This window comes from Streptomyces sp. NPDC052079 (assembly GCF_040680275.1).
Lineage (GTDB): Bacteria > Actinomycetota > Actinomycetes > Streptomycetales > Streptomycetaceae > Streptomyces.
Window position 1 is genome coordinate 25897 of record NZ_JBFAWL010000008.1, and the last position, 24304, is coordinate 50200.

Here is a 24304-nt window from a genome sequence, read left to right on the forward strand (position 1 = left end):
AGGTCGTATCGGCGGGCGCTGTTCCCCGGCATCAGTCCTGGTCATCTCCCGGGCCGGCGGGGGCGCGCAGCCGGAAGCGCTGGAGCTTGCCGGTGGCCGTGCGCGGCAGCGCGTCCACGAAGACGATCTCGCGGGGGCACTTGTACGGTGCGAGCTCGGACTTCACGAAGGCGCGCAGCGCCTCGGCGTCGCGCTCGGCGCCCTCCTTGACCACCGTGTACGCCACCACGACCTCGCCACGTGCCTCGTCCGGCCGCCCCACCACGGCCGCCTCCACGACGTCCGGGTGACGCAGCAGCGCGTCCTCGACCTCGGGCCCGGCGATGTTGTACCCGGCCGAGATGATCATGTCGTCGGCGCGGGCCACGTACCGGAAGTAGCCGTCGGGGTCGCGGACATAGGTGTCGCCGGTGATGTTCCAGCCGCCGCGCACATAGTCCCGCTGGCGTGGGTCGGCGAGATAGCGGCAGCCGACGGGACCGCGCACCGCGAGCAGGCCCGGCTCCCCGTCGGGCACGGGGACGCCGTCCGCGTCCTGCACGCGCGCCTGCCACCCGGGCACCGGCACTCCGGTCGTTCCGTGCTTGATGTGCTCGTCGGCGGCGGAGACGAAGATGTGCAGCAGTTCGGTGGAGCCGATGCCGTTGATGATGCGCAGCCCGGTGCGTTCGTACCAGGCGTTCCAGGTGGCGGCCGGCAGGTTCTCGCCCGCCGAGACGCAACGGCGCAGCGAGGACAGGTCGTGCGAGTCCGCCGCGCCGAGCATCGCCCGGTAGGCGGTGGGCGCGGTGAACAGCACCGACACCCGGTGCTCGGCGATCGCCGCCAACAGCTGCTCGGGGTGGGCCTGTTCGAGCAGCAGGGCGCTCGCGCCGGCCCGCATCGGGAACACCACGAGGCCGCCCAGACCGAAGGTGAAGCCCAGCGGGGGACTGCCGGCGAAGACGTCGTCCGGGACCGGTTTGAGCACGTGCCGGGAGAAGGTGTCCGCGATCGCCGGCACATCCCGGTGGAAGTGCATGCAGCCCTTGGGCCGTCCGGTGGTACCGGAGGTGAAGGCGATCAACGCGACGTCGTCGGCGGCGGTCGGCACCGCCTCGTACGGTGTGCCGGGCGCCGGACGGCGCAGCAGGTCGTCCGGTGAGTCGCCGCCGTAGGTGACGATCCTCAGGTCCGGGATCTCGGCCTTGGCCAGGTCGTCCACGGCCCGGATGTCGCACAGGGCGTGGCGCACCTCGGCGATCGAGCAGATGGTGCTCAGCTCGTGCGCGCGCTGCTGGGCCAGCACGGTGACGGCGACCGCGCCCGCCTTCAGCACCGCCAGCCAGCACGCGGCCAGCCACGGCGTGGTGGGGCCGCGCAGCAGCACCCGGTTGCCCGGGACGACCCCCAGGTCGCCGGTGAGGATGTGCGCCAGCCGGTCCACCCGTGCCCGTAGTTCGCCGTACGTCCATGTCGCGCCGTCGGGGGTGTGGAACACCGGGCGGTCGTCGGGCGGGCCGTTCAGCAGTTCGGCGGCGCAGTTGAGCCGCTCGGGGTAGTGCAGCTCCGGCAGGTCGAAGCGGAGCTCGGGCCACTGGTCGGGTGGCGGGAGATGCTCGCGGGCGAAGGTGTCGACGTGCGCGGTGACCCGTGGGTTCATGGCGGTTCGCCCCCTTGGCGTGGTGGGCTCGCACCAGGAGCGTATCGTGTTGGTGACGACAGTCAACGGTCCGCGATAACCTCGGAGTGGCCCAGCCGCGAGGGAAGGACCGGCGATGACCGCATTCTCGCTCGAACCGGCACAACTCGCCTGGTGCGCGGAGCTGCGCGAGCTGGCGTCGCAGCGGCTGCGCCCGCTCGCGGAGAAGGGCGAACCCGGCCGGGTCAACCGCGCCCTGGTCGCCGAACTCGGCACTCTGGGCCTGCTGTCCCGGCTGTTCACCTCCGGTGCGCTCGACCTGTGCCTGATGCGCGAGTCACTCGCCCACGGATGCACCGAGGCGGAGACCGCCCTCGCCCTCCAGGGCCTGGGCGCCCATCCGGTGCACGCCCACGGCACCCCCGCCCAGCGCGAGCGCTGGCTGGCCGGGGTGAGCGACGGCAGCGTCGTCGCGGCGTTCGCGCTCAGCGAGCCGGGAGCCGGCTCGGACGCGGCGGCCCTGTCCCTCACCGCCCACCCCGACGGCCCCGGCGGCTGGCGGCTCACCGGGGACAAGTGCTGGATCTCCAACGCCCCCGACGCCGACTTCTACACCGTCTTCGCCCGCACCACCCCCGGCGCCGGCGCCCGCGGCGTGACCGCCTTCCTGGTCCCCGCCGACCGCCCCGGCCTCACCGGCAGCCGCCTCGACATGCTCTCCCCGCACCCCATAGGCGCCCTGCGGTGCGACGCCGTACCGGTGAGCGCCGACGACGTGCTCGGCGAGCCGGACGGCGGCTTCCGGGTCGCCATGGGCACCCTCAACCTGTTCCGGCCCAGCGTCGGCGCCTTCGCGGTCGGCATGGCCCAGGCCGCCCTGGACGCCACCCTCGCCCACACCGCCCGGCGGGACGCCTTCGGGGGCAAGTTGAAGGACCTGCAGTCCGTCGCCCACCAGGTCGCCGAGATGGCCCTGCGCACGGAGGCGGCCCGGCTGATGGTGTACGCGGCGGCCACGGCGTACGACGCGGGCGCCGCCGACGTCCCCCGGCGCTCCGCGATGGCGAAGCTGCTCGCCACCGAGACCGCGCAGTACGTCGTCGACCGGGCTGTCCAACTGCACGGCGCTCGCGCCCTGGAGCGCGGGCACCTGCTGGAACACCTCTACCGGGAAGTCCGAGCACCCCGCATCTATGAGGGGGCCAGCGAGGTGCAGCGGGGCATCATCGCCAAGGAGTCGTACAAGAACCTGGAGGACCGGTGACCGCCGAGCGCGTCAACCCGCCCGAACTCTCCCCGCCGGCCGGCTTCTCGCACGCCGTCGTCGCGACCGGCTCCCGGCTGGTGTTCCTGGCCGGCCAGACCGCGCTCGACTCCGACGGCAAGGTCGTCGGCGACACCCTGCCCGCACAGTTCACCCGTGCCCTCACCAACCTGCTCGCCGCCCTGCGCGCCGCCGGAGGCGCCCCCGCCGACCTGGCCCGCGTCACCGTGTACGCCACCGACGTCGCCGCGTACCGCACCCACGCCCGGGAAATCGGCGCCGTATGGCGGGAGTTGGCCGGACGCGACTACCCGGCGATGGCGGTCGTCGAAGTGGTCCGCCTGTGGGACGAACAGGCACTCGTGGAACTCGACGGCTTCGCGCTGCTGCCCTGACCGGGCCGAACTGAACACGGGCGCGACGTGCTGCCGCACGGACTCCTGCACGATTCCTCCGTCCGGCGGAAGGTCATCGCCGGAATGCGGACCGGCCACCGGATCCTCGCGCCGACCCTGCCGTACGGCTCGAGCGACTGCGGACGCGCCCAGACGGTCGCTGCCCGCCACCTCGAGCGGCCGGCCCGGCTGCTGCTGATCTGCTGCGAGGCCTTCGACACCTACCCGCCGGGCGTGCCCGGCACAATGATCACCGCGGCCTGCCGGGTCCCCGGGGGCACCCCGCTCATGGTCCGCACACCGGGCCCGAAACCGCTGCGCAGGCTCCCGATCGGCTTCCGCGCGCTCGCCGGGCGCCCGGTGCCGGAACAGCTCGTCGACCGGTGGCTGCGGCCCCTGCGGACGGACCCGGCGATCCGGCGGGACTTCGGCACTATGGGAGCCACGTCCGGCGGTTGGAACTGCTCGGGCCGCCCAGGGTCTGCGGTACGTCGACCGGCCCGCGCCGGTCGTCCGGGCGGGCGAGGACCGGATGATGCCCGCGAATACGGCCGCCTCCCGCGCCGGGGATGGAGTCAGGCAGCGACCGTGAGGTGGTCGGCGGGGACCCGGTGCGGGGCGATCACCCGGCCGTCGGGGAGCAGTTCGCCGGTGTCGTCGAAGACGATGACGCCGTCGCACAGCAGGCTCCACCCCTGCTCGGGGTGCGCGGCCACCACATGCGGGACGTGGGACTCGGGCCGGGGGCAGGAAGGCTGGTGGGCACACATGGCGCACCTCCACATCGGTGACGGTCCGAACGTGTCGTATGGACCGACCATGCTCCGCCCGCGCACTCACCGGAACGGCCTGCCGTGAAACGTGACAGCTCCAGGACAATCCCGGGACGGTTCCCCGACGGCCGATGCCCTCCGCCGAAGGGGTGAGGACGAGTGGCCGCGGGCCCTGGGGCCGGGTACTGCTGGAAAGCCTCATTCCACTCATTCCCGGAGGTTTCCCCGTGCCTGTACGTCCCTTCCTCGGTGCCGCGGCCGGTGCCGCGCTCCTGCTGCTCGGCACCGCCGGGGCAGCCCCCTCGGCGGCCGCCCCGGCCCCGCCCAAGGAGTCCGTGACGGTCGACGCCCAGGGGCACATCGCCGCCGACGGCACCATCACCCTCTCCGGCACTTACCGCTGCACCGCCGCCACCGGACCCGTCTTCGTCGGCTCCTCGGTCAGCCAGTCCGATCCGGGGATCCACTACGGCATCGGGGGCACCCGCGCGGTGTGCGACGGCAAGGAGCACCACTGGAAGAACTCCGGCCTGGTGACGGTCGAGGACCTGCAGGCCGGCTCCGCGCACGTCGAGGCGACGGTCATGGAACTGCGCCCCAGTGGCTTCCTCCTGCTGCCCGTCCCGCACGCGGTCAAGCACAAGGACATCACCCTGGTCCAGGACTGACCCGAGCCCGGCCTGCCGCCGGAAGGGCACCGGCGCCGTTCCTGCCGTGACCGGGCGCCGGCACCGTACGCGTCCGGGGCCGTCGGCTGCTGCGTCCGGCGGCGGCCGTCGCCCTCGGCGTCGACCGACGCCGTCGCCTGAAGGCGCGGGGGATGCCCCCACCCGCCGCACCGGGTACTTCCTCGCCGTGGGCCGGGTGGACCCCCGGAGCGCGCACCTGACCCCCGCCCGGCCGGGGGCGCCTCCGGGCTGGAGGCCGAGGGAGGGGGCTTTCGCGACCGTCCCTGGGCGGCCGGCGTCCGGCGTCCGAGACAGACCCCGCGCGAGGGGCCTGTCCGGCTCACGGACCCGCGCCCGGCCAGTCCAGCAGACGTGCGCCGATCACCGCCGTCTGGAGCATGTAACGGTGCGACGGGTCGGAGGGGTTGGCGCCGGTGAGTTTGCTGATGCGCTCCAGGCGGTACGTCAGCGCCCGCACGCTCAGCGAGAGCCGCCGCGCCGCCTCCGCCGCCACACAGCCGGAGTCGAAGTAGGCGGTGAGCGTGTCGAGCAGGGGCTGGGCACCCCCACGGGCCGTGGTCAGCGGCCCCAGGGTGTGGTGCACCAGGTCGGCCATGGCCTGGCGGTCGCGGGCCAGCACCGGGTAGACCAGTAGATCGGCCGCGCGCAGCAACGGGTCGTCCAGTCCCAGCCGCTCGGCGATCTCCAGGGAGCTCAGGGCCTCCTCGTACGACTGGACCACCCCGCCCGGCCCGGACTGCGGGCGGCCGATGGCGACCTGGCCGCCGTCGGTGGCGGCGTGCGCCTGCTTGGCGAAGTGGGTGAGCACCTCCGTCTGATGCCCGGGCGCGATGCACAGCAGCCGGCCGTCCTTGGTGGTGAGCAGGATGCTGCGGTCACCGAAGCGGGCTATCAGCGCGCGCTCCACCTGCCGCGGCACCGGGTCACCCTCGTCGTAGGCGACCGCGCCCCGCGCGACGGCGACCGCGTGCTCGTGGGACAGCCGCAGGCCGAAGCGCTCGGCGCGTTCGGCGAGCCGGCCCAGATCGCTGCGGCCGTAGAGCAGGTCGTCGATGAACTCCCGCCGCGCCGCCTCCTCCTGACGCACCGCCAGCCGCTGAGCCCGCTCGTAGCCCTCGGCGAACGCGTCCACGACCTGCTGGACGGCCGCGAGCGCGCCGTCCGCCGAGTCCCCGCCGCCGGGCCATGCGCCGCGGGCGGCCGTCAGATGCGCGCTGACGAGGGAACGCAGACCGAAGCCCGCCTCCGCGGCCCTTTCCCCCAGGGCCCGCCGTGAGGCGATCTCGTCGCGGCTGAGGCGTCTGCCCGTCGCCGCGACCTCCGCCAGGATCTGGGTATAGCCATCGAGATACTGCTCCGGAAGCTCCCGTTCCGTCACGCGGTCCCCCCAACTCTTGACGCAACCCTGATGCGTTCGTGTGTACGCGTCGGCATGAAGACCCTAGTAAACATTGCCGGAAACCGGCAATGCGCGCCCCCGTCCCTCCAGTGAACCATGGTCCGCGGGGAGCACTGCGGAAGGTTCCGGTGCCGGACACCGGCAGGTGTTGGCGCCGGGACCGGAGGGGAGCAGTGCTGCCCGAAGACGTCGAGCGGTGAACGGAAGGGGGCGGGGATGCGCACATCCGTCCGTCCCGCCGCGGTCCCGCCCGTCACCCGGTTCGTGCGGCCGCTGCACCGGCTTTGCCCGGATGAACCCGGGCCGTCCCGGTCCCCGCGCTCACGCGGTGCGGACCGGGGCGGTGTTCAGCGCGCGGTGCGGGTGCCCGCGGACGGTATCCGTCCGCAGGCGCCGCAGAACCGCGGCGCCCACTGAGCCGTCTCCTCCTCCACCGGACATTCATCCGTCTCGTCAACGAGGCACCACAACACCCGACTTCTGCCAATTTTTCAGCCCAGAAGGACGTGTCCCCATGGATGCCGCCACCGTGGGCATCGCCGTACTCGCCGGCGTCGCCCTGTTGCTCGTACTCATCGGCCTGCTGCTCGTCACCAAACTCTTCCGCAAGGTGGAACAGGGCAAGGCGCTGATCGTCTCCAAGGTCCGCAAGGTCGATGTGACCTTCACCGGGTCGGTCGTACTGCCGGTGCTGCACAAGGCCGAGGTGATGGACATCTCGGTGAAGACCATCGAGATCACCCGGGCCGGCAAGGAGGGCCTGATCTGCCGGGACAACATCCGCGCGGACATACGCATCACGTTCTTCGTCAAGGTCAACAAGACCGTCAACGACGTCATCAAGGTCGCCCAGGCCGTCGGCACCGCGCGGGCAAGTGACCGGAACACGCTGCAGGAACTGTTCCACGCCAAGTTCTCCGAGGCGCTCAAGACCGTCGGCAAACAGATGGACTTCACCGACCTCTACACCAAGCGCGAGGAACTGCGGTACCGGATCATCGAGGTCATCGGTGTCGACCTGAACGGCTACCACCTCGAAGACGCCGCGATCGACTACCTGGAGCAGACGCCGCTGACCCAGCTCGACCCGGGCAACGTGCTCGACGCACAGGGCATCCGCAAGATCACCGAACTCACGGCCGTGGAGCACATCCGCACCAACGAGGCCCAGCGCAACGAGCAGAAGGAGATCACCCGGCAGGACGTCGACGCCCGCGAGGCGATCCTGGAGCTGGAACGCCGGCAGGCCGACGCCGAGATCAAGCAGAGGCGGGAGATCGAGACCGTACGGGCCCGCGAGGAGGCCGAGACCGCACGGGTGGTGGAGGAGGAGCGGCTGCGCGCGCAGAGCGCCTTCCTGCGCACCGAGGAGCAGCTCGGCGTGCAGCGCGAGAACCAGGCCCGCGAGGTCGCCGTCGCCGCCAAGAACCGCGAGCGGGTCATCGCCGTGGAGAGCGAGCGGATTGAGAAGGACCGCCTGCTGGAGGTCATCGCCCGGGACCGGGAGACCGAACTGACCAGGATCGCCGCCGAGAAGGAGGTCGAGGCGGAGAAGCGGGAGATCGCCGAGGTCATCCGCGAGCGGGTGGCGGTGGACCGTACGGTCGCCGAGCAGGAGGAGTCCATCAAGAAGCTGCGGGCCGTCGAGGAGGCCGAGCGGCAGCGCCAGGCCGTGATCATCGCCGCGGAGGCCGAGGCGCAGGAGAAGCTGGTCAAGGACATCAAGGCCGCCGAGGCCGCCGAGCAGGCCGCCACCCACCGCGCGGCCGAGGAACTCACCCTCGCCGAGGCCCGGTTGAAGACCGCCGACCTCGACGCACAGGCCAAGCTGCGGCTGGCCGAAGGAATCCAGGCGGAGTCCGCCGCCGAGGGGCTGGCCGTCGTCCAGGTCCGCGAGAAGGAGGCCGACGTCATCGAGAAGGCGGGCCGCGCCGAGGCCGAGGCCACCGAGGCCCGGCTGCGCGCGGAGGCCGGGGGCGCACGCGCCAAGGCCCTCGCCGACGCGGAGGCCATCAGCGGCAGGCTCCGCGCGGAGGCGGCCGGCCTCACCGAGAAGGCGGCGGCGATGGCCGCCCTCGACGAGGCGTCCCGCGGCCATGAGGAGTACCGGCTGCGGCTGGAGGCCGAGAAGGACATCCGGCTGGCCGGACTGGACGTACAGCGGCAGGTCGCCGAGGCACAGGCCACCGTCCTCGCCACCGGGTTGGAGAATGCGGACATCAACATCGTCGGCGGGGAGTCGGTGTTCTTCGACCGCCTCGTCTCCTCGATCGCGCTCGGCAAGAGCGTGGACGGCTTCGTCCAGAACTCCGAGACCGCCAAGGCGCTCGCCGGCCCCTGGCTGGACGGCTCGGCGAGCTTCACCGACGACCTGAGCCGGATCCTGGGGTCCGTCTCCACGGGCGACGTGCAGAACCTCACGGTCTCCGCGCTGCTGATGCGGCTGATGCGGCAGGGCGGAGAGAACACCGGTCGGTTCCAGGAACTGATCGAGAAAGCAGGCGAGTTGGGTCTGTCCGACACACCGCTGGCCGAGCTCAACGGCCGCGCCAGGACGTAGGTGTATTGACCCGCAGGGTTGTTCCGCCGGACAGGCCCTGATCGCCATCCGGCCGGGAGCCGCCGCACAGGGGACGGCGGCTCCCGGCCGGTCCCTTCCCGAGAGGCAGCCATGACCACCGGCACCCACGAGCCCACGCACACGGCCCCGCACGCAACGCCGGGCTCGGGCGCACCCGGAACCACCACTGCTCCCACGGCCGGCGCCCGCCACGGCACCCCCGGAGCGAGCGGCTCCGAAGGGGCCCCCGGCTTGAACGGTCCCCGGGGGACGTCCGGCGCGGGCAGGCAGCAAGGCGCGCCCGACGGGGACCGGTCCCGGGCTGCATCCGGCCCGGGTATGTCCGGTGCACCCGCGCCGGGCGCGGCCGAGGCGGCCGTCGACGGCGGCGCCTACCAGGTACTGCGCGACCGCCTCACCGCGCAGGCCGGTGAACTCGCCCGCCGCGCCGAGGCACTCAACCACCGCCGCGCCGAGGAGTTCGGCGCCCCGGAGCTGCGCCTCACCGGCACCGAGCGGCTGCGCACCGACCGGAACAGCGTCCCCCGCGACATCGTCGCCGTGGGCGATGTACTCCTCTTCGGCTACGAGGCCCGGCCCCGCCCCGACCGTGACACCACGGTCGGCGACGTGCTCGCCGCACACGACCGGGACCTCAACCGCCTTCCCGGCGACGCCGTGCCCGGACTCCTCGACGACCCCGCCTTCGTCCGCGAGTTCACCGCCCTGCACCGCTACTACCGCCAGGCCCGTCTGCTGCGGCTGCGCCGCGTCGACGGCAAGCTGCTCGCCGTCTTCCAGACCGGGGAGAAGGCCGGCGACATCCGCGTCCTGCGCTGGTCGGTCTCCGAGGACGGCCGCACCGCCTTCCTCGACGCGCGCGGCGACCGCGACCACGCGCGCGTCCCGCCCGCCGACATCACCTGGACCCCCGCCACCCGCGAGCACCACGTCCTCGGCCGCCACCCGCACGTCTCCGTCCAGGACGAGGTCTTCGTCGACACCCTCGGCGGCACCCTCACCGTCAAGGCCGAGAACGACACCGACACCCCCGACGGCATCCACACCGAGCCGGTCGACGAGCCCCTGCAGTCCCTCGCCGACGCCGACATCGCCCACGCACGCGTCGGCCCCCTGATCCTGCTGCGGATCCTCCCCTACAAGGAGACCGCAGCCCGTTACCTGGTCTTCAACACCCTCACCCGCACCGTCGTCCGCCTCGACGGCATCGGACAGGGCTGCCGCCGGCTGCCCGAGGACCAGGGCATCGTGTTCCCCGGCGGCTACTGCCTCGCCGCCGGCCCCCACAAGACGTACGAAATCGACACCGACGGCATGGAGTTCGAACGCGAGGTGCGCTCGCCCCACGGCGAGGACGTGCTGTACGCGTTCCACGCGCCCGACCGCGGACGCGCCCTGCTGCTGTCGTACAACCAGATCCGGGAAGCGGTCGCCACCCCCATGGCGTGCCACGGCTGGGCGCTGTTCGACGACGGACAGCTTGTCCTGCTGCGCCCCGAGGGTGACGACCCCGCCCGCGTCCACCCCGTCCAGCTCTGGCACTCGCCCTACGTCTCCGATACCCACGCCGCCGCACAGCCCGCCGGCGAGGGGGCGCTGGCCCGGGTCGGCAACGCCGACCTCGTGCGCGGCATCTCCGACTGTCTGTCCCTGGCCCGCTCCGCCGCCGAGACCACCCCGACGGCGGGGATCCACACAACTCTGGCCGCCGCCTGCGTCCGCGCCCTGGACACCCACCACTGGCTGGGCGAGCCAAAACTCGGCGACCTGCGCACTCCCTTGGAGGAGGTGCACGCCACCGCCGTACAGGTGCTGGCCGAGTTCGAGACCGTACGGGACCTCACCCGCCGGGCCGCCGACGCGCTCGACGAGGCGGACGGCCGGATCGCCTCGGTGGTACGCCGCCTGCGCGGCGAACAGCCCCGGGAGGCCACCGCCTGGGTCACCGGCCTCACCGAACTCCGCCACGCCCAGGGCCATCTGCTGACCCTGAAGGACATGCGGTACGCGGACCACGCCCGCATCCACGCACTGGCCGACGCCGCCGAGACGGACCTCGCCTCCTTCGGGCAGCGCGCGATCGCCTTCCTGGCCCGCGAGGACGCCTTCGCCGCCCACCACACAGACCTCGAACGGCTGCACGCCGACATCGAGTCGCTCACCACCACCGCCGAGGCCGCCCCGGTCGCCGCCCGCCTCGACGAACTCGCCGACCGACTGCGCACGGTGACCGAGGTGGTCTCCGGACTCGACATCGCCGACGCCACCGTCCGTACGGCCGTCCTCGAACGGGTCGCCGAGGCCATGGGCGCCGTCAACCGCGCCCGCGCCACCCTCGACACCCACCGCCGGGGCCTGCTCGACCGGGAGGCACGCGCCGGGTTCGCCGCCGAACTCGCCCTGCTCGGCCAGACGGTCACCGGCGCCCTCGCGGCGGCCGACGACCCCGAGCACTGCGACGACCAGCTGACCCGGGTCCTGACCCAGCTGGAATCGCTGGAGTCCCGCTTCGCGGAGTTCGACGACGTCCTCGGTGAACTCGCCGCCAAGCGCACCGAGATCTACGAGGCGTTCTCCGCGCGCAAGCAGAGCCTCACCGACGCCCGCGCCCGCCGCGCCGAGCAGCTCGCCTCCGCCGCCGGACGCGTCCTGGAGACGATCGCCCGCCGCTCCGCCACCCTCGCCGACACCGACGCGGTGAGCACCTACTTCGCCTCCGACCCCCTCGTCGCCAAGGTCCGCCGCACCGCCGGCGAACTGCGCGAACTCGGCGACCGGGTACGGGCCGAGGAACTCGAGGGCCGGCTGCGCTCCGCCCACGAGGAGGCCGCCCGTGCCCTGCGCGACCGCACCGACCTCTACACGGACGGCGGACGCACCATCCGCCTGGGGGCCCACCAATTCGCCGTCTCCACCCAGCCCTTCGACCTCACCGTCGTCCCGCACGGCGACGGCCTCGCGCTCGCCCTCACCGGCACCGACTACCGCGCCCCCGTCACGGACCCGGCCCTGCTCGCCGACCGCCCCCTGTGGAACCGGCACCTGCCGTCCGAGTCATCCGAGGTGTACCGCGCCGAACACCTCGCCGCCCGCCTGCTGCACGAGCCCGGCCCCGACGCCCTGACCGGCGCCGACGACCTGGCCGCCCTGGTTCGGGGGGCCGCGGAGGAGGCGTACGACGAGGGCTACGAGCGGGGCGTCCACGACCATGACGCCACCGCGGTCCTCACCGCCGTACTGCCCCTGTACGACGGCGCCGGAACCCTGCGCCACGCGTCCGCGGCCCGCGCCCACGCCCTGCTGTACTGGGCCCACGGCACCACGGAACGCGAGCGCGAGGACCTCACCCGACGCGCCCGCTCCCTCGCCCGGGTCCGCGATGCCTTCGGCCCGCCGCCCGCACTGGACGCGCTGCGGACCGAACTGGCCCGCGCCATCAGGGAATGGGACGAGAACGCCACCGTCCGCCCCGAGGCCTGCGCCGCGTACCTCTTCGACGAACTGACCACCGGCCCCGACGGCTTTGTCATCAGCGCCCGGACCCGCACCCGCCTCGACACGTTCCGCCGCACGGTCGCGACCAAGGCCTACGACGACGACCTCCCCGCCCTCGCCGACCTCACCGCCCGCCGCCAACTGGTCGAGGCGTGGCTGACCGCGTACACCACCGCCACCGGCGACCAGGTGACCCCCGGGGACCTCGCGGAGGCGGTCGCCGCCGAGCTCTGCCCGGACGTGCCCCGCCACGCTTCGGACGCCCCGCTGACCGTCACGGTGGAGGGCCTGATCGCCACCCACCCCCGGATCACCGACCGCCGCCTCACCCTCCGCCTGGACGAATTCCTCTACCGCACCGAGGAGTTCAGGGCGTCCGGTGTACCCGCCTTCCGTGCCTTCCAGCGCCGCCGCACCGCCCTCGTGGCCGCCGAACGCACCCGGCTGCGCCTGGACGACCACCGGCCCCGCGTGATGTCCTCGTTCGTCCGCAACCGGCTGGTCGACGAGGTCTATCTCCCGCTGGTCGGCGACAGCCTCGCCAAACAGCTCGGCACCACGGGGGAGTCCGCCCGCACCGGCACCGGCGGCCTGCTGCTGCTCCTCTCCCCGCCCGGCTACGGCAAGACGACCCTCATGGAGTACGTCGCCCACCGCCTCGGCCTGGTGCTGGTGCGGGTCAGCGGACCCGCGCTCGGCCACGGCGTCACCTCGCTCGACCCGGCCGAGGCGCCGAACGCCACCGCCCGCCAGGAGGTCGAGAAGATCAACTTCGCGCTGGCGGCCGGCAGCAACATCCTGCTGTACCTGGACGACATCCAGCACACCTCGCCCGAACTGCTCCAGAAGTTCATCCCGTTGTGCGACGCCACCCGCCGGATGGAAGGCGTGTGGGAGGGCGAACCGCGCACCTACGACCTGCGCGGCAAGCGCTTCGCCGTCTGCATGTCCGGCAACCCCTACACCGAGTCCGGCGATGCCTTCCGGGTCCCCGACATGCTGGCCAACCGCGCCGACGTCTGGAACCTCGGCGACGTCCTCACCGGCAAGGAGGACGTCTTCGCGCTCAGCTTCGTGGAGAACGCCCTCACCGCCAACCCGGTGCTCGCGCCGCTCGCCGGACGCGACCGCGCCGACCTGGACCTGCTGATCCGGCTCGCCTCGGACGACCCGACGGCCCGCCCGGACCGCCTGCTCCACCCGTACGCGCCGACCGAACTCGACCGTCTGCTCGCGGTGTTGCGCCACCTGCTCACCGCCCGCCGCACGGTGCTCGCGGTGAACGCGGCCTACATCGCGTCCGCGGCCCGCTCCGACGACACCCGCACCGAGCCGCCGTTCCTGCTCCAGGGCTCCTACCGCAACATGAACAAGATCGCCCAGCGAATCCAGCCCGTGATGAACGACGCCGAGCTGTCCGCCGTCGTCGAGGACCACTACACCGCCGAGGCCCAGACCCTCACCACCGGCGCCGAGGCGAACCTGCTGAAGCTCGCCGAGCTGCGCGGCACGCTCACGCCCGAACAGGCCGCCCGCTGGGCGGAGGTGAAGGCGGCCCACGTCCGCACCCTCACCCTGGGCGGCCCCGACGACGACGCCCTCGCCCGCGCGGTGTCCGCCCTCGCCCTGCTCGGTGACCGCATCGCGGCGGTCGAGTCGGCGATCACGCGCGCGGCCGACCCCCGGCGCCTCTTCGCGGCTCGGGCGCGGCACGACGGGGAGGGCTGAACGGGAGCGTCGAAAGCACCGTTCGACCAGACCGGGTGCCGCGCGGGGGCGCCCCTTTCTCGCCACAAGGTTGGCGTGAACATGACGCAAATCCCAGGCCTCCGAGGTTTATCTACGCGCGGAGCAGGATCGGTCAAATCAGTATTCGGGTCATAGCGGATGACTTTTCGACCGGTAGTTACCGCGCGGTATCCCGCACTGCTACAACACCTGTTGCTCCCTCAACTACCGTCGCGAGTTTCGTCGTGAGAGGCGGATACACGTGTCAACGCGTTCACTGGGAACAACTCTCGCCACCCTCATCCTCGGTGTGGCGACCGTCCTCGGCCTGGCACACCCTGCCGCGGCCGCCGGCCACCACTACGTGGCGCTCGGCGACTCCTACTCCTCCGGAGTGGGCGCCGGGAGCTACACCTCCGAGAGCGGCGACTGCAAACGCAGCACCGCCGCCTACCCGCAGCTGTGGAGCAACGCCAACGCCCCCGCGTCGTTCAGATTCGTCGCCTGCTCGGGCGCGACGACCACGAGCGTGGCCTCCTCGCAGCTGAGCGCGCTGTCCTCCACCACCACCCTCGTCAGCGTCACCGCCGGCGGCAACGACATCGGCTTCGCCGACGTCATGCAGACCTGCGTCCTGTGGAGCGAGTCCACCTGCCTCGCCGCCGTGAACAACGCCGTCTCGCAGATGCAGAACTCCCTGCCGGGCAAGCTCGACTCGCTGTACTCGGCGATCCGCTCCCGCTCCCCGCAGGCCCGCGTCGTCGTCCTCGGCTACCCGCGCTTCTACAAGCTGTCCGGCAGCTGCATCGCCGGCCTCAGCGAGACCGAGCGCAGCGCCATCAACAACGCGGGCGACGTGCTCAACGGGGTGATGGCGAAGCGCGCGGCCAACGCCGGGTTCGCCTGGTCCAGCGTGGTCGACGAGTTCACCGGTCACGAGCTCTGCTCGGGCGACGCCTGGCTGCACAGCGTCACCTTCCCGATCGGCAACTCCTACCACCCGAAGGCCGTCGGCCAGTCCTCCGGGTACCTCCCCGCCTTCCGCTCGACGGTCTGACGGGACGGCACCGACCCACGCAGGCGGCAGCATTCCGTTTTGTCCTCTGGCGGACGCGCGTAGACCCCGGGCATCATCTGTCTGCTCCGCCTGCACAGCCGTCCCTCACCCACCTTGGCCCCAGCAGGAAGGTTCCCCCCATGAAGACCGTCAAGGCTCCGAAGCTCCGCTCGGTCCTGACCGCCCTCGCCCTCGTCGTCGCCCCGGGCGCCGCCGTGATGGGCACCGCCGGCGAGGCGTTCGCCGTCACCAAGATCAGCCACGCCACCGCGACCTCCATGTTCCGCGAGGTCGGCATCACCTGGTCGTCGTCCGGAGGCTGCTCCAACCGCAACGTCTCCACCTGCACGTCCTTCGACCAGCTCAACCTGGCCACCGCCCAGGGCGCCCAGACCCTGAAGCGAGCCAGCGGCTGCGCCCTGAACATCACCGGCGGCACGGAGACCGGGCACGCCTCCGGCACGTACTCGCACTGGAACGGCTACAAGCTCGACTACAGCAAGGGCACCTGCGTCGGGAACTACATCAAGAACACCTTCACCTACATCGGCGTGCGCGGCGACGGGGCCCAGCAGTGGCGCTCCGGCTCGGGCAACGTCTACGCCGACGAGGGCAACCACTGGGACGTCACCTACTACAACTGCGGCGGCTGCTGACCCGTCCTTGAGGTCCTAGCCCGACCTCCGCTCCCCGTACTCCGGCAGGGCGGCCAGCGCCGCCAGCTCCTCCGGGGTACGGGGACCGGCGTCCGCACCGCCGGCCGGATTTCGCGCCCGCAGGAACAGGCCGGCCGCCACACCCCACGGCAGCCTCAGCCCCGCCGCCGTGAGGAGGTCCCGGCGGGACAGCATCTCGGCGGCCGGGCCGGTGTGGGCGCCCGACGGAGTGAGCAGGGCCGCCTCGTCGGCCCAGCGCAGGGCGAGATCCACATCGTGCGTGGCCATCACCACCGTCGTGCCGCCCGCCCGCAGCCCGTCGAGGGTCGCCAACAGCCGTTCCTGACCGTCGGGATCGAGACCCGCCGTCGGCTCGTCCAGGATCAGCACCCGCGGCCGCATCGCGACCGCGCCCGCGATCGCCGTCCGTTTCCGCTGTCCGTACGACAGCAGATGTGTGGGCCGGTCGGCGAGCGCGGCGATGTCCAGCGCCTCCAGCGCCTCCGCCACCCGCGCGCGCACCTCCGCGTCGGGCAGCCCCAGGTTCAGCGGCCCGAACGACACGTCCTGCCCCACGGACGCGGCGAACAGCTGGTCGTCCGGATCCTGCACGACCAGCTGCACGGTGGTACGCAGCGCCGTCAGCCCCTTCCGGTCGTGCCGCACGGCACGGCCCGACAGCAGCAACTCCCCTCCGTGCGGTCGCAGTCCGCCGCTCAGCAGCCGCATCAGCGTGGTCTTGCCGCTGCCGTTGCGCCCCAGCAGGGCCAGCGCCCGCCCCTCGCGCACCTCGAAGTCGAGCCCGGTGAACACCGGCGGCCCGTCCTCGTACGCGAACGACACCTCCCGCAGTGCCACCAGCACGGATCCGCTCACGACAAGGGCCTTTCCAGTACGAAGGTGAGGGCGGCCAGCGCCGTCAGGAGCGCCAGGCTCGCGGCCGTGAACCGGGCGGACACCCGGGCCTCGGGCACCAGCACGCGCAGGGCGCCGTCGTAGCCGCGGCCCGCGAGCCCCGTCTGCAGCCGCGCCGCACGGTCGAAGGACCGCACGAACGCGGTGGCCCCGAGTCCGCCGAGCGAACGCCAGGTCGCCGCGCGGGTGGTGTGCCCGAGCCGCGCCGCCTGCGCCCGGTGCACCCGGCGCACCGAGTCCAGCAGCAGAAAGCTCATCCGGTACGTCACCAGCGCCACGTCCACCAGCGGTGCGGGCACCCCGGCGCGCACCAGCCGCGGCAGCAGGTCCGACATGGGTGTGGTGAACGCGAACAGCAGCACGCCCAGCGAGGCGGCCGAGGTGCGCAGCAGCAACTCCCCGGCGTGCAGCGGCCCTTCGGGGGCAGGCGACACGAACCCGCCGGGTCCGCCCACCCTCACCAGCAGGGTCAGCGCCCCGGTGACACAGAACCCCAGCGGCACTCGGTACGCACGCCACAGCCGCCCGGCCGGCACCCCCGCCGGGCCGAGCAGCAGCGCCAGCGCGGTGACCAGCACCAACGCGGCGCCCGGCCACGGGGGCAGCGAGATCGCGAGGACCGTGAGACCGAGGCCGAGGACGGCCTTGTCCACGGGGTGACGGCGGCGCCAGCGGCTGCTGTGCGCCGCCGCGTCGATCGGCAGCACGGACCCGTCAGTCCCGTCCGCCGTCGGCGCCTGAGTGCACCCCCGCGTCCGGGTCGTGTGCGCGGGCCCGCTCACGGGCCCGCGCCTCACCCTGCCGCCGCCCGCGCCGCAGCCCGAAGTAGTACGCCAGGACGCCCGCGCCGAGCGCCGCCTGGAGGGCGAACAGCGCCGACTCGATCTCCCCGGACGGCGGTTCGTACAGCGGGGAGAACCACGGCTCGTAGTCCGGGTCGATCTCGGTGATCGCGGTCTCCGCCTCGCCGTCCGCGCCGGTGAACGGCTCCTCCTTGTGGTCGCCGAGCCCGAGCGCCAGCGGGATCACGGCGAGGGCGGCGACGAGCAGCAGGAGCAGGGTGTTGATCTTCGCGTTGCGGCTCATCGGGCCACCGCCTCGGCCGACTCGGCACGCTTGCCGTCGGCCACCGAGGTGACCAGCACCCCGAGCCGGGTCAGCTCGCCCTTGCTGGACTGCACCAGCAGGCGCATCACCAGCACGGTCAACAGCCCCTCGCTGACCGCGAGCGGGATCTGCGTGACGGCGAAGATGGAGCCGAACTTGCCCAGCGCGCCCAGGAATCCGCTGCTCGGGTCGGGGAACGCCAGCGCCAGCTGGACGCTCGTCACGCAGTATGTCGACAGGTCGGCGACGAACGCGCCGCAGAACACCGCGCCCATCAGCGGCACGTCGTACCGGCGCAGCAGCCGGTAGGCGCCGTACCCCGCCCAGGGGCCGACGACCGCCATGGAGAAGACGTTGGCGCCGAGCGTGGTGAGCCCGCCGTGGGCGAGCAGCAGCGCCTGGAACAGCAGGGTGATCGTCCCGAGCACCGCCATGACCGGCGGGCGGAACAGGATCGCGCCCAGCCCTGTGCCGGTGGGGTGGGAGCAACTCCCGGTCACCGAGGGCAGTTTCAGCGCGGACAGGACGAACGTGAACGCTCCCGACGCGCCCAGCAGCAGCGTGCTCTCGGGATGTTCTCTGACGTCACGGATGAGCGACCGGGCTCCGTGGACGACGAACGGCGCCGACGCGACGCCCCAGGCGACCGCGTGCGCCGGAGGCAGGAAACCCTCGGCAATGTGCATGGCTCAGCAGACCCTCTCCAGCACCTCGTGGATGGTTGACGCGCCTTGGCCGGTCTCCTGGCTGACGGGTACCACCGCCCGTGCTCCGCCTTCCCGGGTTCCTGGGTCCTGGCGTCACATTCCCGTCGTCCGCCCGAAGGGCGGGCCGCGCGGCGTCTGGCGCGTGCGATCGCAAGGCGCCGGAGCGCCCTCGTGGCGGAGCCACGTGGGCGATTCGGCAACGCGGCGAGCGTGCGTGCCAGGCGTCGCGCGGCAGACGGGAATGTGGCGCCAGGGCCCTAGAACCCAGTGGCTGCCCGTGAGGGCCGGAGCCGGACTTCCCGATCACAGTGGCGAGGGCCGCACCGGTATCGCACCGATTTCCCGTCACCAAGGCGTGGTGACAGTAGTCCCCGTCGCGGCCCGGTGACAAGCGCCGACGGGGGCGCGCGGAGGGCGCCCGGCGGCTCGGCCCCCGGCGCACACCTGCGCGTTCGGGCCCGCGACGGCCGCCCGGGAACCGGGTGACTGGGGGCCGCCGTCCTCGGCAAGGCCCCGCACCACGGACGCCTGCACGCGCCCGTCTGCATCCGGCCGCGTGCGTATGATGGGCGGTACGCGCGTCGGAGGGGGCCCATGGAGTTCTTCTGCTACCACCGGGACCGCCCAGGGTCCCTGCCCCTGCGCGAGAAACTGGGGGAGGAGCACTGGTCCTACATGGACCGGTACGCCGAGCAACTGATCGTCCGCGGCCCGACCTTCGCCGACGACGGGGAAACACCCACAGGGAGCGTCCACATCGTCGGCCTGCCGGATCCCGCGGCGGCCCGCGCCTTCGCCTTCGACGAGCCGAACCACCAGGCCGGCGTCTACCGGGACGTCCTGCTGCGCCGCTGGCACAACGTGCTGGGCCGCACCATGGGGGACTTCCCCGGCGGCCGGACCGGCGGCAACCGCTACCTGGTCCTGGGCTTCGGCACGGGCCGGGCCCCGGACCTCGACGTGCCGGCCGGCGACCCGGACGAACTGATCGCCTACGGGCCGCTGCTGTCCGACGACGGCACGGCCTGGCTGGGCACCGCGGCCCTGGTCCGCGCACCCGACCGGGGCACGGCCCGCGCCGCCCTGCCGCCGGACGGGTACGCCGTCGTCGAGGTCCACGACTGGGAGTTCGGCGGACGCAGATGACGACGGGCCCGTCGGCCGGGGTCTCGTAGGTCTCCCGAAGTGTCCTAAAACTCCTCTTCCCCGAAGCCCGCCTCCATGGCGCCGCCGAAGAAGCCCTCCATGAGCTCGTCGATCTTCACCTCGGTGGCACCCGCCGGCGCCGTGGCCTTCTCGCCCTTGCCCACGCGCACCACCAGAGCCAACTTCTTGACCTTCGCCTTCTCCGCGAGCTTCGCCAAGTCCACGGAGACCTCGGTCAGCTCGCCGTTCTTCAGCGTGAAGTCGGCCGTGACCTTCTCGTTCGGAGCGTCCGCGAAGTCCTTCTTCGTCGGCAGCTCGGCCGCCCCCGGCAGCTCCTTCTGGAGCGGCCGCAGTGCGTCGAACAGCTCGGTCATCAGCGTACGGAACGGCGCAGTCGCCTTGATGTGCTCGGTGCCGTCCGACCCGCCGGACGTCTTGAAGTCGACCTCCTGGGCGATGACCTTCCGCAGCGCCTTCATCAGCTTCTTCTGCGCCCGGGCATCCAGGGTGGGCTCCGCCGAGGGCTCGGCTCCCTCCGCCCCCGACATCTGTCTGTCGGCCTCCTCGAGCTCCTTCGTGGAGAGCTTGAGCCACTCGCCGGCCAGCAGCTTCTTGAACGCCCCCGCGCTGTCGGGCAGTTCCTCGGCCGCAGGCATGGGGCTGCCGGACATTTTCCCGAGCGCCTCGGCGTCGACGCGCAGATAGGTGTAGTCGCCGACCATCCGGTACCCGAGCAGGTCGCCGTCCGGGCCGCTGAGCGTCATCGCCATGGCGCTGAAGTCCTTCTCCTCGGACTTCTCCAGCGGCTTTTTCGACTGCATGGAGACGGAGAACCGCGCCCCGCTGAGCAGTTCGGCGACCTCGTCGGGCATCTCCTCACCCGGCTCGGCCACCTCGTCGTCCAGCGCCTTGAGCGTCGCGGCGTCGGTGTCCAGATCCAGCTCGAACGAGAGCGAGCGCTCCTCGCCGAGCTTGTCGAAGGCGTTGTCGAGCTTCTGACCCGCGGACAGGTTCTCCACCGTGCCGCAGGCGGCGGAACCGGCCAGGACGGCGGTGGCGACGGCGGTGGCGGTCAGGGTCTTGCGTATGGCGGAAATGACGTTCTCCTTGTGAAGGCGACCGGAGCGGTCACTCAGGAGACCGATCATCGGACCGAACGGTTGTACGCCTCAAATGATTTGCTGACCGGAGGCCACATCGAACCGCACACTGATGGGCATATAAGAGTCATGTCCACCCCTCCAGCGAATCCGTCCGGAGTGCAGGTCTGTTCCCTGAAGCGGGACACTCCGCAGTCGATCCCGGCGAACAGCCCTTACACGATCATCAGGTTCCCTTTCGGGAGCGCCGAGTCCACCGACCGCTTCGCCATGCACCAGGTCAACCAGCCGGACGGCCACGTGGTCACCAACTGGGACTCGGACGACCGCTCCGGACTGATATGGCCCAGCACAGCCGGCTGGGGCGTCCTCTACGCGATGATCCAGTGGGAGGCGGGGGGCTACGACGAACTGCGGGACCAGTTCGTCCGGGACCCGCTCGGCCTCACCCCGTCGCCCAACGACACCACGGCGACGGAGCACCGGCCGCCCAGCCCCGGCATGCAGTGCTGGACGAAGCAGTGGGGCATCTTCGTCGACCCGGACGTCCCGCTGGCCCTCCGCGCCACCCATGACGACAGCGTGGCGCGGAAGATCGTCCTGGCGGAGTTCAAACTCGTCGTGCACGAAGCCGCCTGAGACGGGACCAGGCACGGGTCACGTCCGCCGTCGCCGTCAGGTGCCGTCAGCCCGCGTCGGCCGCCGCGGCCAGGATCCGTGCCAGCTCCTCGGGTTGGGTGACCATGGGCCAGTGGCCGGAGTCGATGTCGACGAAGTCGACCCGCTCGGCCCGGGCCAGCTCCGGAACGTCGCCGGCACCTATCAACTCCCGCGCCTGCGCCGCGGTGAACTCGGGGCATACGACGAGGACAGGGACGCCGAACCGCCGTGCGTCCGCCAGCCGCACCACGCCCCGGGCCACCCCCTCGGGCACCGGGATCGCGCCGGCCGCCAGCTCCTTCCGGGCCTGGTCGTCCAGGTCGGCGGCGTCCGGCCCTTCGAACGGGTCCCACCCCGGGAAGGGCATCACCCCGTCGCGCATCTCGAAGAAGTCGGCGTACAGCTCGCCGTCGCCGGTGGGGAAGCCGCCGATGAGGGCGACCTTCGTCACCGCTTCCGGGCGCCGGTCGGCGGCCAACCAGGCCAGCGCACACGCCGCGGAATGACCGACGACCATGGGCCTGCCGGACGCCCCGTCGACGGCGGCGAGCACGGCCTCCACCTGGTCGTCGAGCGTGGCGGAGACGGAACCGTCCCCCTGTCCCGGGAGCGTGAGCGGCACGGGCCGGTGGCCGAGAGCCTCCAGCGCGGACGCGACGCGATCCCAGACGGAACCGCTCAGCCACAGACCGCCGACAAGCACGATGTCCATGATCGGTATCTCCTTCTCCGACTGCGTTGGAGCCCCACCGTAGGAGCAGATCCGGACGATCCACTGCCGGATCTCAGCCAAGTCCCGACACGGAGCCGCCGGACAGGCCCTAGCCTGCTCCCGTGCCGAACGACCTCAGCCCCACCGCGCGAGCGCTGCGCACCCTGGAGATCCTCCGGGCCCGGCCCAGTACGACGGCCGGCGAACTGGCCGTGCGGCTGGGCGTCACGGAGCGGGCCGCACGCCGGTACGTCGGGATCCTGCGCGAGGCCGGCGTCCCCGTGGAGTCCGCGAGGGGGCCGCACGGCGGGTACCGGCTGGGACGCGGTACGCGACTGCCCCCCGTGCAGTTCACACAGGCCGAGGCGGTCGGCCTGGTGATGGCGGTACTCGGCGGCCAGCCGGCCGCGGCCGACGCCGGCGATCTGGTCGGCACGGCCCTGGACAAGGTGGTCAAGGCGCTGCCGGAGGGCGTCGGCCGCCAGGCGGCGCTGCTCCGCTCGTACGCGTCGGCCGCCCCCGACCCCCACTCGGCACGCCCGGATCCCGCCGTCACCAGCGAACTCGTCGAGGCCGTCGCCGCCGCCCGCCGCGTGTCGGTCACCTATCGCAGCGAAGCCGGCAACGAGTGGGAGGCGGAGGTGGATCCCTGGTCCGTCGTCGTCCGCCACGGGCGCTGGTACCTGCTGTGCCACTCCCATCGCGCGGACGCCATCCGCACCTACCGCATCGACCGCGTCCGCGCCGTGCGGCCGACCGGAGGGGGCTTCGTACCACCCAGAAGCCTCGACCCGATCGCCGTACTGGAGAAGAACCTGGGCCTCGGCTGGGAGTTCCCCACCCGCGTGGTCTTCGACGCACCCCTGGCCGAGGTCGCCCCCTGGATCCGTCCCCCCATGGGACGGCTCGAACCCTCGGGGGAGGGCTGCCTGCTGGAGGGCAGCACCCGCAACCCGGACATGTACGCGCAGGAGTGGCTGGCGAGGATACCCTTCCCCTTCCGCGTCAAGGCCGGGAAGGAACTCCGTACGGCAGTCGCCGCCCTCGGGGCGCGCTTCACGGCCGCGGCGACGGACCGGCCCTGAGCGGCACAGCCGGAGCCCGACGCTTGCCGGCCCCCGGCTAGCGGGTGCGACCCACCGGGGCGCTGGTCACATACGGTGCCTGGGTGCTGCCTTCACCATCCGTGCCCCCGTCGCCCCGGCTGGCCGGCCTGACACCGGCGCGCCTGTCCCCGGGGTACTTCGCCCTCGTCATGGCCACGGGCATCCTCTCCGTAGGCTGCCGACTGCGCGGCTGGACGACGGTCTCCCGGTCCCTGCTCGTCCTCGCAGCCGTCGCGTACGCCCTGCTGGTCGTCCTCACCGTCTGGCGCTTCGTCGCGCACCGCCGTGAACTCGCCGCCGACGCCCACGACGCCCGCAAGGCGTTCCTCTTCTTCACCTTCGTGGCGGGCACCGACGTCCTCGCCGTCGGCCTGGCCGGCCAGCGCTACTTCATCCCCGCCGCCGTGCTCCTCGTGATCGCCGCGCTCACCTGGGTGGTCCTCGGCTACACCATCCCCTGGCTGGCGGTCCTCGGACGCAGCGAACGCCCGGTGGTGGCGGCAGCCAACGGGACCTGGTTCGTCTGGGTGGTCGCCAGCCAGTCGGTCGCCGTGGCCGCCGCGACCCTGGAACCCCACTACGAGGCGGCAGGCGAGAGCCTGTCCGTCGTCGCGGTCTTCTCCTGGTCGGTCGGCTGCGTGCTCTACGCGGCCTCCGCGGTCTTCGTCTCGCTCCGGGCGATGCTCTACCCCCTCGAACCGCGCGAACTGGAACCGCCCTACTGGGTCTCAATGGGCGCGGTCGCCATCACGGTGGTCGCGGGGGCGCGCATCGTGGAGATCGAGAGCGACCCCATGGTCGACGCGGTGCGCGGCCTGGTGGCGGGCATGTCGGTCGTCTTCTGGTGCTTCGCGACCTGGCTCATTCCCGTGCTCACGGCGTTGGGCGTCTGGCGCCACTACGTCCACCGGGTGCCCCTGGTCTACGAGCCCACGTGGTGGAGCGTCGTCTTCCCCCTTGGCATGTACGCCGTCGCCGGCATCTACCTGGGCCGCGCCGACCACCTCCCCATCGTGGAATGGATCGGCCGCGCCTGGCTCTGGGTCGCCCTCACCGCCTGGACCCTGGTCTTCCTCGCCATGCTCCACACCCTCCTCACCACCCGCTCCCGCGAGCCACAGGGAACCTGACCCACCTGACCGGCCCCGCGGGGGCGGGAACGTGTGCGGGACCGCGTAGGCCGAGTCGGTGTA

General features: G+C 72.3%; 20 protein-coding genes and 1 riboswitch. Of the genes, 11 read left to right on the plus strand and 9 right to left on the minus strand.

The genetic code is table 11. The features are described from left to right. Positions 1 to 31 precede the first annotated feature (31 nt). On the minus strand, positions 32 to 1642 hold the full coding sequence (locus AB0L56_RS15225) for an AMP-binding protein (protein WP_365423287.1): 1611 nt from the start codon (positions 1640 to 1642) through the stop codon (positions 32 to 34). Positions 1643 to 1757: 115 nt separating this feature from the next. Here AB0L56_RS15225 and AB0L56_RS15230 point away from each other — a divergent pair, with 115 nt between their 5' ends. Both AB0L56_RS15230 and AB0L56_RS15235 read left to right on the plus strand, forming a co-directional pair. Next, the gene (locus tag AB0L56_RS15230; protein WP_365423290.1) at positions 1758 to 2885 is read left to right on the plus strand and encodes an acyl-CoA dehydrogenase family protein; all 1128 of its coding nucleotides are present in this window, start codon (positions 1758 to 1760) and stop codon (positions 2883 to 2885) included. Further along, complete coding sequence (locus AB0L56_RS15235; RefSeq protein ID WP_365423293.1) at positions 2882 to 3280, plus strand: RidA family protein; 399 nt, start codon at positions 2882 to 2884, stop codon at positions 3278 to 3280. Before AB0L56_RS15230 ends, AB0L56_RS15235 begins: the two co-directional genes overlap by 4 nt. Positions 3281 to 3855: 575 nt before the next feature. Here AB0L56_RS15235 and AB0L56_RS15240 read toward each other — a convergent pair. Then, a complete protein-coding gene (locus AB0L56_RS15240; RefSeq protein WP_361026358.1) occupies positions 3856 to 4050 on the minus strand; it encodes a DUF5999 family protein in 195 nt (64 codons plus the stop codon). 230 nt (positions 4051 to 4280) lie between these two features. On the opposite strand from AB0L56_RS15240, the gene AB0L56_RS15245 reads away from it, so the two are divergent. Then, positions 4281 to 4721 carry a DUF6299 family protein gene (locus AB0L56_RS15245; protein WP_365423296.1) on the plus strand — a complete coding sequence of 147 codons (441 nt, stop codon included), beginning with the start codon at positions 4281 to 4283 and terminating at the stop codon, positions 4719 to 4721. 340 nt (positions 4722 to 5061) lie between these two features. Here AB0L56_RS15245 and AB0L56_RS15250 read toward each other — a convergent pair whose 3' ends face one another. Then, on the minus strand, positions 5062 to 6120 hold the full coding sequence (locus AB0L56_RS15250; RefSeq protein WP_361026364.1) for a helix-turn-helix domain-containing protein: 1059 nt from the start codon (positions 6118 to 6120) through the stop codon (positions 5062 to 5064). Between the two features lie 535 nt (positions 6121 to 6655). On the opposite strand from AB0L56_RS15250, the gene AB0L56_RS15255 reads away from it, so the two are divergent. The 4 genes from AB0L56_RS15255 (at position 6656) to AB0L56_RS15270 (ending at position 15658) form a co-directional block, all read left to right on the plus strand. Continuing rightward, positions 6656 to 8701: a flotillin family protein gene (locus AB0L56_RS15255; protein ID WP_365423299.1), complete on the plus strand. Its 2046-nt coding sequence runs from the start codon at positions 6656 to 6658 to the stop codon at positions 8699 to 8701. A 339-nt stretch (positions 8702 to 9040) separates the two neighbouring features. Next, the gene (locus AB0L56_RS15260; RefSeq protein WP_365423301.1) at positions 9041 to 13945 is read left to right on the plus strand and encodes a DNA repair ATPase; all 4905 of its coding nucleotides are present in this window, start codon (positions 9041 to 9043) and stop codon (positions 13943 to 13945) included. 262 nt (positions 13946 to 14207) lie between these two features. Next, entirely contained in the window at positions 14208 to 15002 is a 795-nt protein-coding gene (locus tag AB0L56_RS15265; RefSeq protein ID WP_361026373.1) for an SGNH/GDSL hydrolase family protein, read from the plus strand. A 140-nt stretch (positions 15003 to 15142) separates the two neighbouring features. Beyond that, positions 15143 to 15658, plus strand: coding sequence for a hypothetical protein (locus tag AB0L56_RS15270; RefSeq protein WP_365423304.1), 516 nt, complete (start codon positions 15143 to 15145; stop codon positions 15656 to 15658). A gap of 15 nt (positions 15659 to 15673) precedes the next feature. On the opposite strand, the gene AB0L56_RS15275 is transcribed toward AB0L56_RS15270, so the two are convergent. Genes AB0L56_RS15275 through AB0L56_RS15290 form a run of 4 tightly spaced genes read right to left on the minus strand, consistent with a single transcriptional unit; the run spans position 15674 to position 18366 of the window. Then, positions 15674 to 16534: an ATP-binding cassette domain-containing protein gene (locus AB0L56_RS15275; RefSeq protein WP_365423307.1), complete on the minus strand. Its 861-nt coding sequence runs from the start codon at positions 16532 to 16534 to the stop codon at positions 15674 to 15676. Continuing rightward, positions 16531 to 17280 carry a cobalt ECF transporter T component CbiQ gene (cbiQ, locus tag AB0L56_RS15280; RefSeq protein ID WP_365423310.1) on the minus strand — a complete coding sequence of 250 codons (750 nt, stop codon included), beginning with the start codon at positions 17278 to 17280 and terminating at the stop codon, positions 16531 to 16533. Before cbiQ ends, AB0L56_RS15275 begins: the two co-directional genes overlap by 4 nt. A gap of 7 nt (positions 17281 to 17287) precedes the next feature. After that, a complete protein-coding gene (locus AB0L56_RS15285) occupies positions 17288 to 17659 on the minus strand; it encodes an energy-coupling factor ABC transporter substrate-binding protein (protein ID WP_361026385.1) in 372 nt (123 codons plus the stop codon). Further along, positions 17656 to 18366 carry an energy-coupling factor ABC transporter permease gene (locus tag AB0L56_RS15290; RefSeq protein WP_365423314.1) on the minus strand — a complete coding sequence of 237 codons (711 nt, stop codon included), beginning with the start codon at positions 18364 to 18366 and terminating at the stop codon, positions 17656 to 17658. Before AB0L56_RS15290 ends, AB0L56_RS15285 begins: the two co-directional genes overlap by 4 nt. 29 nt (positions 18367 to 18395) lie before the next feature. Then, a riboswitch (cobalamin riboswitch) is annotated at positions 18396 to 18755 on the minus strand. Between the two features lie 226 nt (positions 18756 to 18981). Between AB0L56_RS15290 and AB0L56_RS15295 the strand changes: the two genes are divergently transcribed. Beyond that, the gene (locus tag AB0L56_RS15295) at positions 18982 to 19533 is read left to right on the plus strand and encodes a YciI family protein (RefSeq protein WP_365423317.1); all 552 of its coding nucleotides are present in this window, start codon (positions 18982 to 18984) and stop codon (positions 19531 to 19533) included. A 44-nt stretch (positions 19534 to 19577) separates the two neighbouring features. On the opposite strand, the gene AB0L56_RS15300 is transcribed toward AB0L56_RS15295, so the two are convergent. After that, complete coding sequence (locus tag AB0L56_RS15300) at positions 19578 to 20681, minus strand: hypothetical protein (protein ID WP_361026394.1); 1104 nt, start codon at positions 20679 to 20681, stop codon at positions 19578 to 19580. Between the two features lie 81 nt (positions 20682 to 20762). Between AB0L56_RS15300 and AB0L56_RS15305 the strand changes: the two genes are divergently transcribed. Then, entirely contained in the window at positions 20763 to 21272 is a 510-nt protein-coding gene (locus AB0L56_RS15305; RefSeq protein WP_365423320.1) for a hypothetical protein, read from the plus strand. Positions 21273 to 21318: 46 nt separating this feature from the next. Here the strand turns inward: AB0L56_RS15305 and AB0L56_RS15310 are convergent, their stop codons facing one another. Then, positions 21319 to 22005, minus strand: a complete 687-nt coding sequence (locus tag AB0L56_RS15310) for an alpha/beta hydrolase (RefSeq protein ID WP_365423323.1) — start codon at positions 22003 to 22005, stop codon at positions 21319 to 21321. 122 nt (positions 22006 to 22127) lie between these two features. Between AB0L56_RS15310 and AB0L56_RS15315 the strand changes: the two genes are divergently transcribed. Continuing rightward, on the plus strand, positions 22128 to 23090 hold the full coding sequence (locus AB0L56_RS15315) for a WYL domain-containing protein (protein WP_365423326.1): 963 nt from the start codon (positions 22128 to 22130) through the stop codon (positions 23088 to 23090). Positions 23091 to 23173: 83 nt separating this feature from the next. After that, positions 23174 to 24241, plus strand: coding sequence for a tellurite resistance/C4-dicarboxylate transporter family protein (locus tag AB0L56_RS15320; RefSeq protein ID WP_365423329.1), 1068 nt, complete (start codon positions 23174 to 23176; stop codon positions 24239 to 24241). Positions 24242 to 24304 lie beyond the last annotated feature (63 nt).

Bases quoted from the DNA above. Each gene is read 5' to 3' on its own strand.
- AB0L56_RS15225 (WP_365423287.1), bottom strand. From the start codon at position 1,642: ATGAACCCACGGGTCACCGCGCACGTCGACACCTTCGCCCGCGAGCAT.
- AB0L56_RS15230 (WP_365423290.1), top strand. From the start codon at position 1,758: ATGACCGCATTCTCGCTCGAACCGGCACAACTCGCCTGGTGCGCGGAG.
- AB0L56_RS15240 (WP_361026358.1), bottom strand. From the start codon at position 4,050: ATGTGTGCCCACCAGCCTTCCTGCCCCCGGCCCGAGTCCCACGTCCCG.
- AB0L56_RS15255 (WP_365423299.1), top strand. From the start codon at position 6,656: ATGGATGCCGCCACCGTGGGCATCGCCGTACTCGCCGGCGTCGCCCTG.
- AB0L56_RS15260 (WP_365423301.1), top strand. From the start codon at position 9,041: ATGTCCGGTGCACCCGCGCCGGGCGCGGCCGAGGCGGCCGTCGACGGC.
- AB0L56_RS15270 (WP_365423304.1), top strand. From the start codon at position 15,143: ATGAAGACCGTCAAGGCTCCGAAGCTCCGCTCGGTCCTGACCGCCCTC.
- AB0L56_RS15285 (WP_361026385.1), bottom strand. From the start codon at position 17,659: ATGAGCCGCAACGCGAAGATCAACACCCTGCTCCTGCTGCTCGTCGCC.
- AB0L56_RS15290 (WP_365423314.1), bottom strand. From the start codon at position 18,366: ATGCACATTGCCGAGGGTTTCCTGCCTCCGGCGCACGCGGTCGCCTGG.
- AB0L56_RS15295 (WP_365423317.1), top strand. From the start codon at position 18,982: ATGGAGTTCTTCTGCTACCACCGGGACCGCCCAGGGTCCCTGCCCCTG.
- AB0L56_RS15300 (WP_361026394.1), bottom strand. From the start codon at position 20,681: ATGATCGGTCTCCTGAGTGACCGCTCCGGTCGCCTTCACAAGGAGAAC.
- AB0L56_RS15305 (WP_365423320.1), top strand. From the start codon at position 20,763: ATGTCCACCCCTCCAGCGAATCCGTCCGGAGTGCAGGTCTGTTCCCTG.
- AB0L56_RS15310 (WP_365423323.1), bottom strand. From the start codon at position 22,005: ATGGACATCGTGCTTGTCGGCGGTCTGTGGCTGAGCGGTTCCGTCTGG.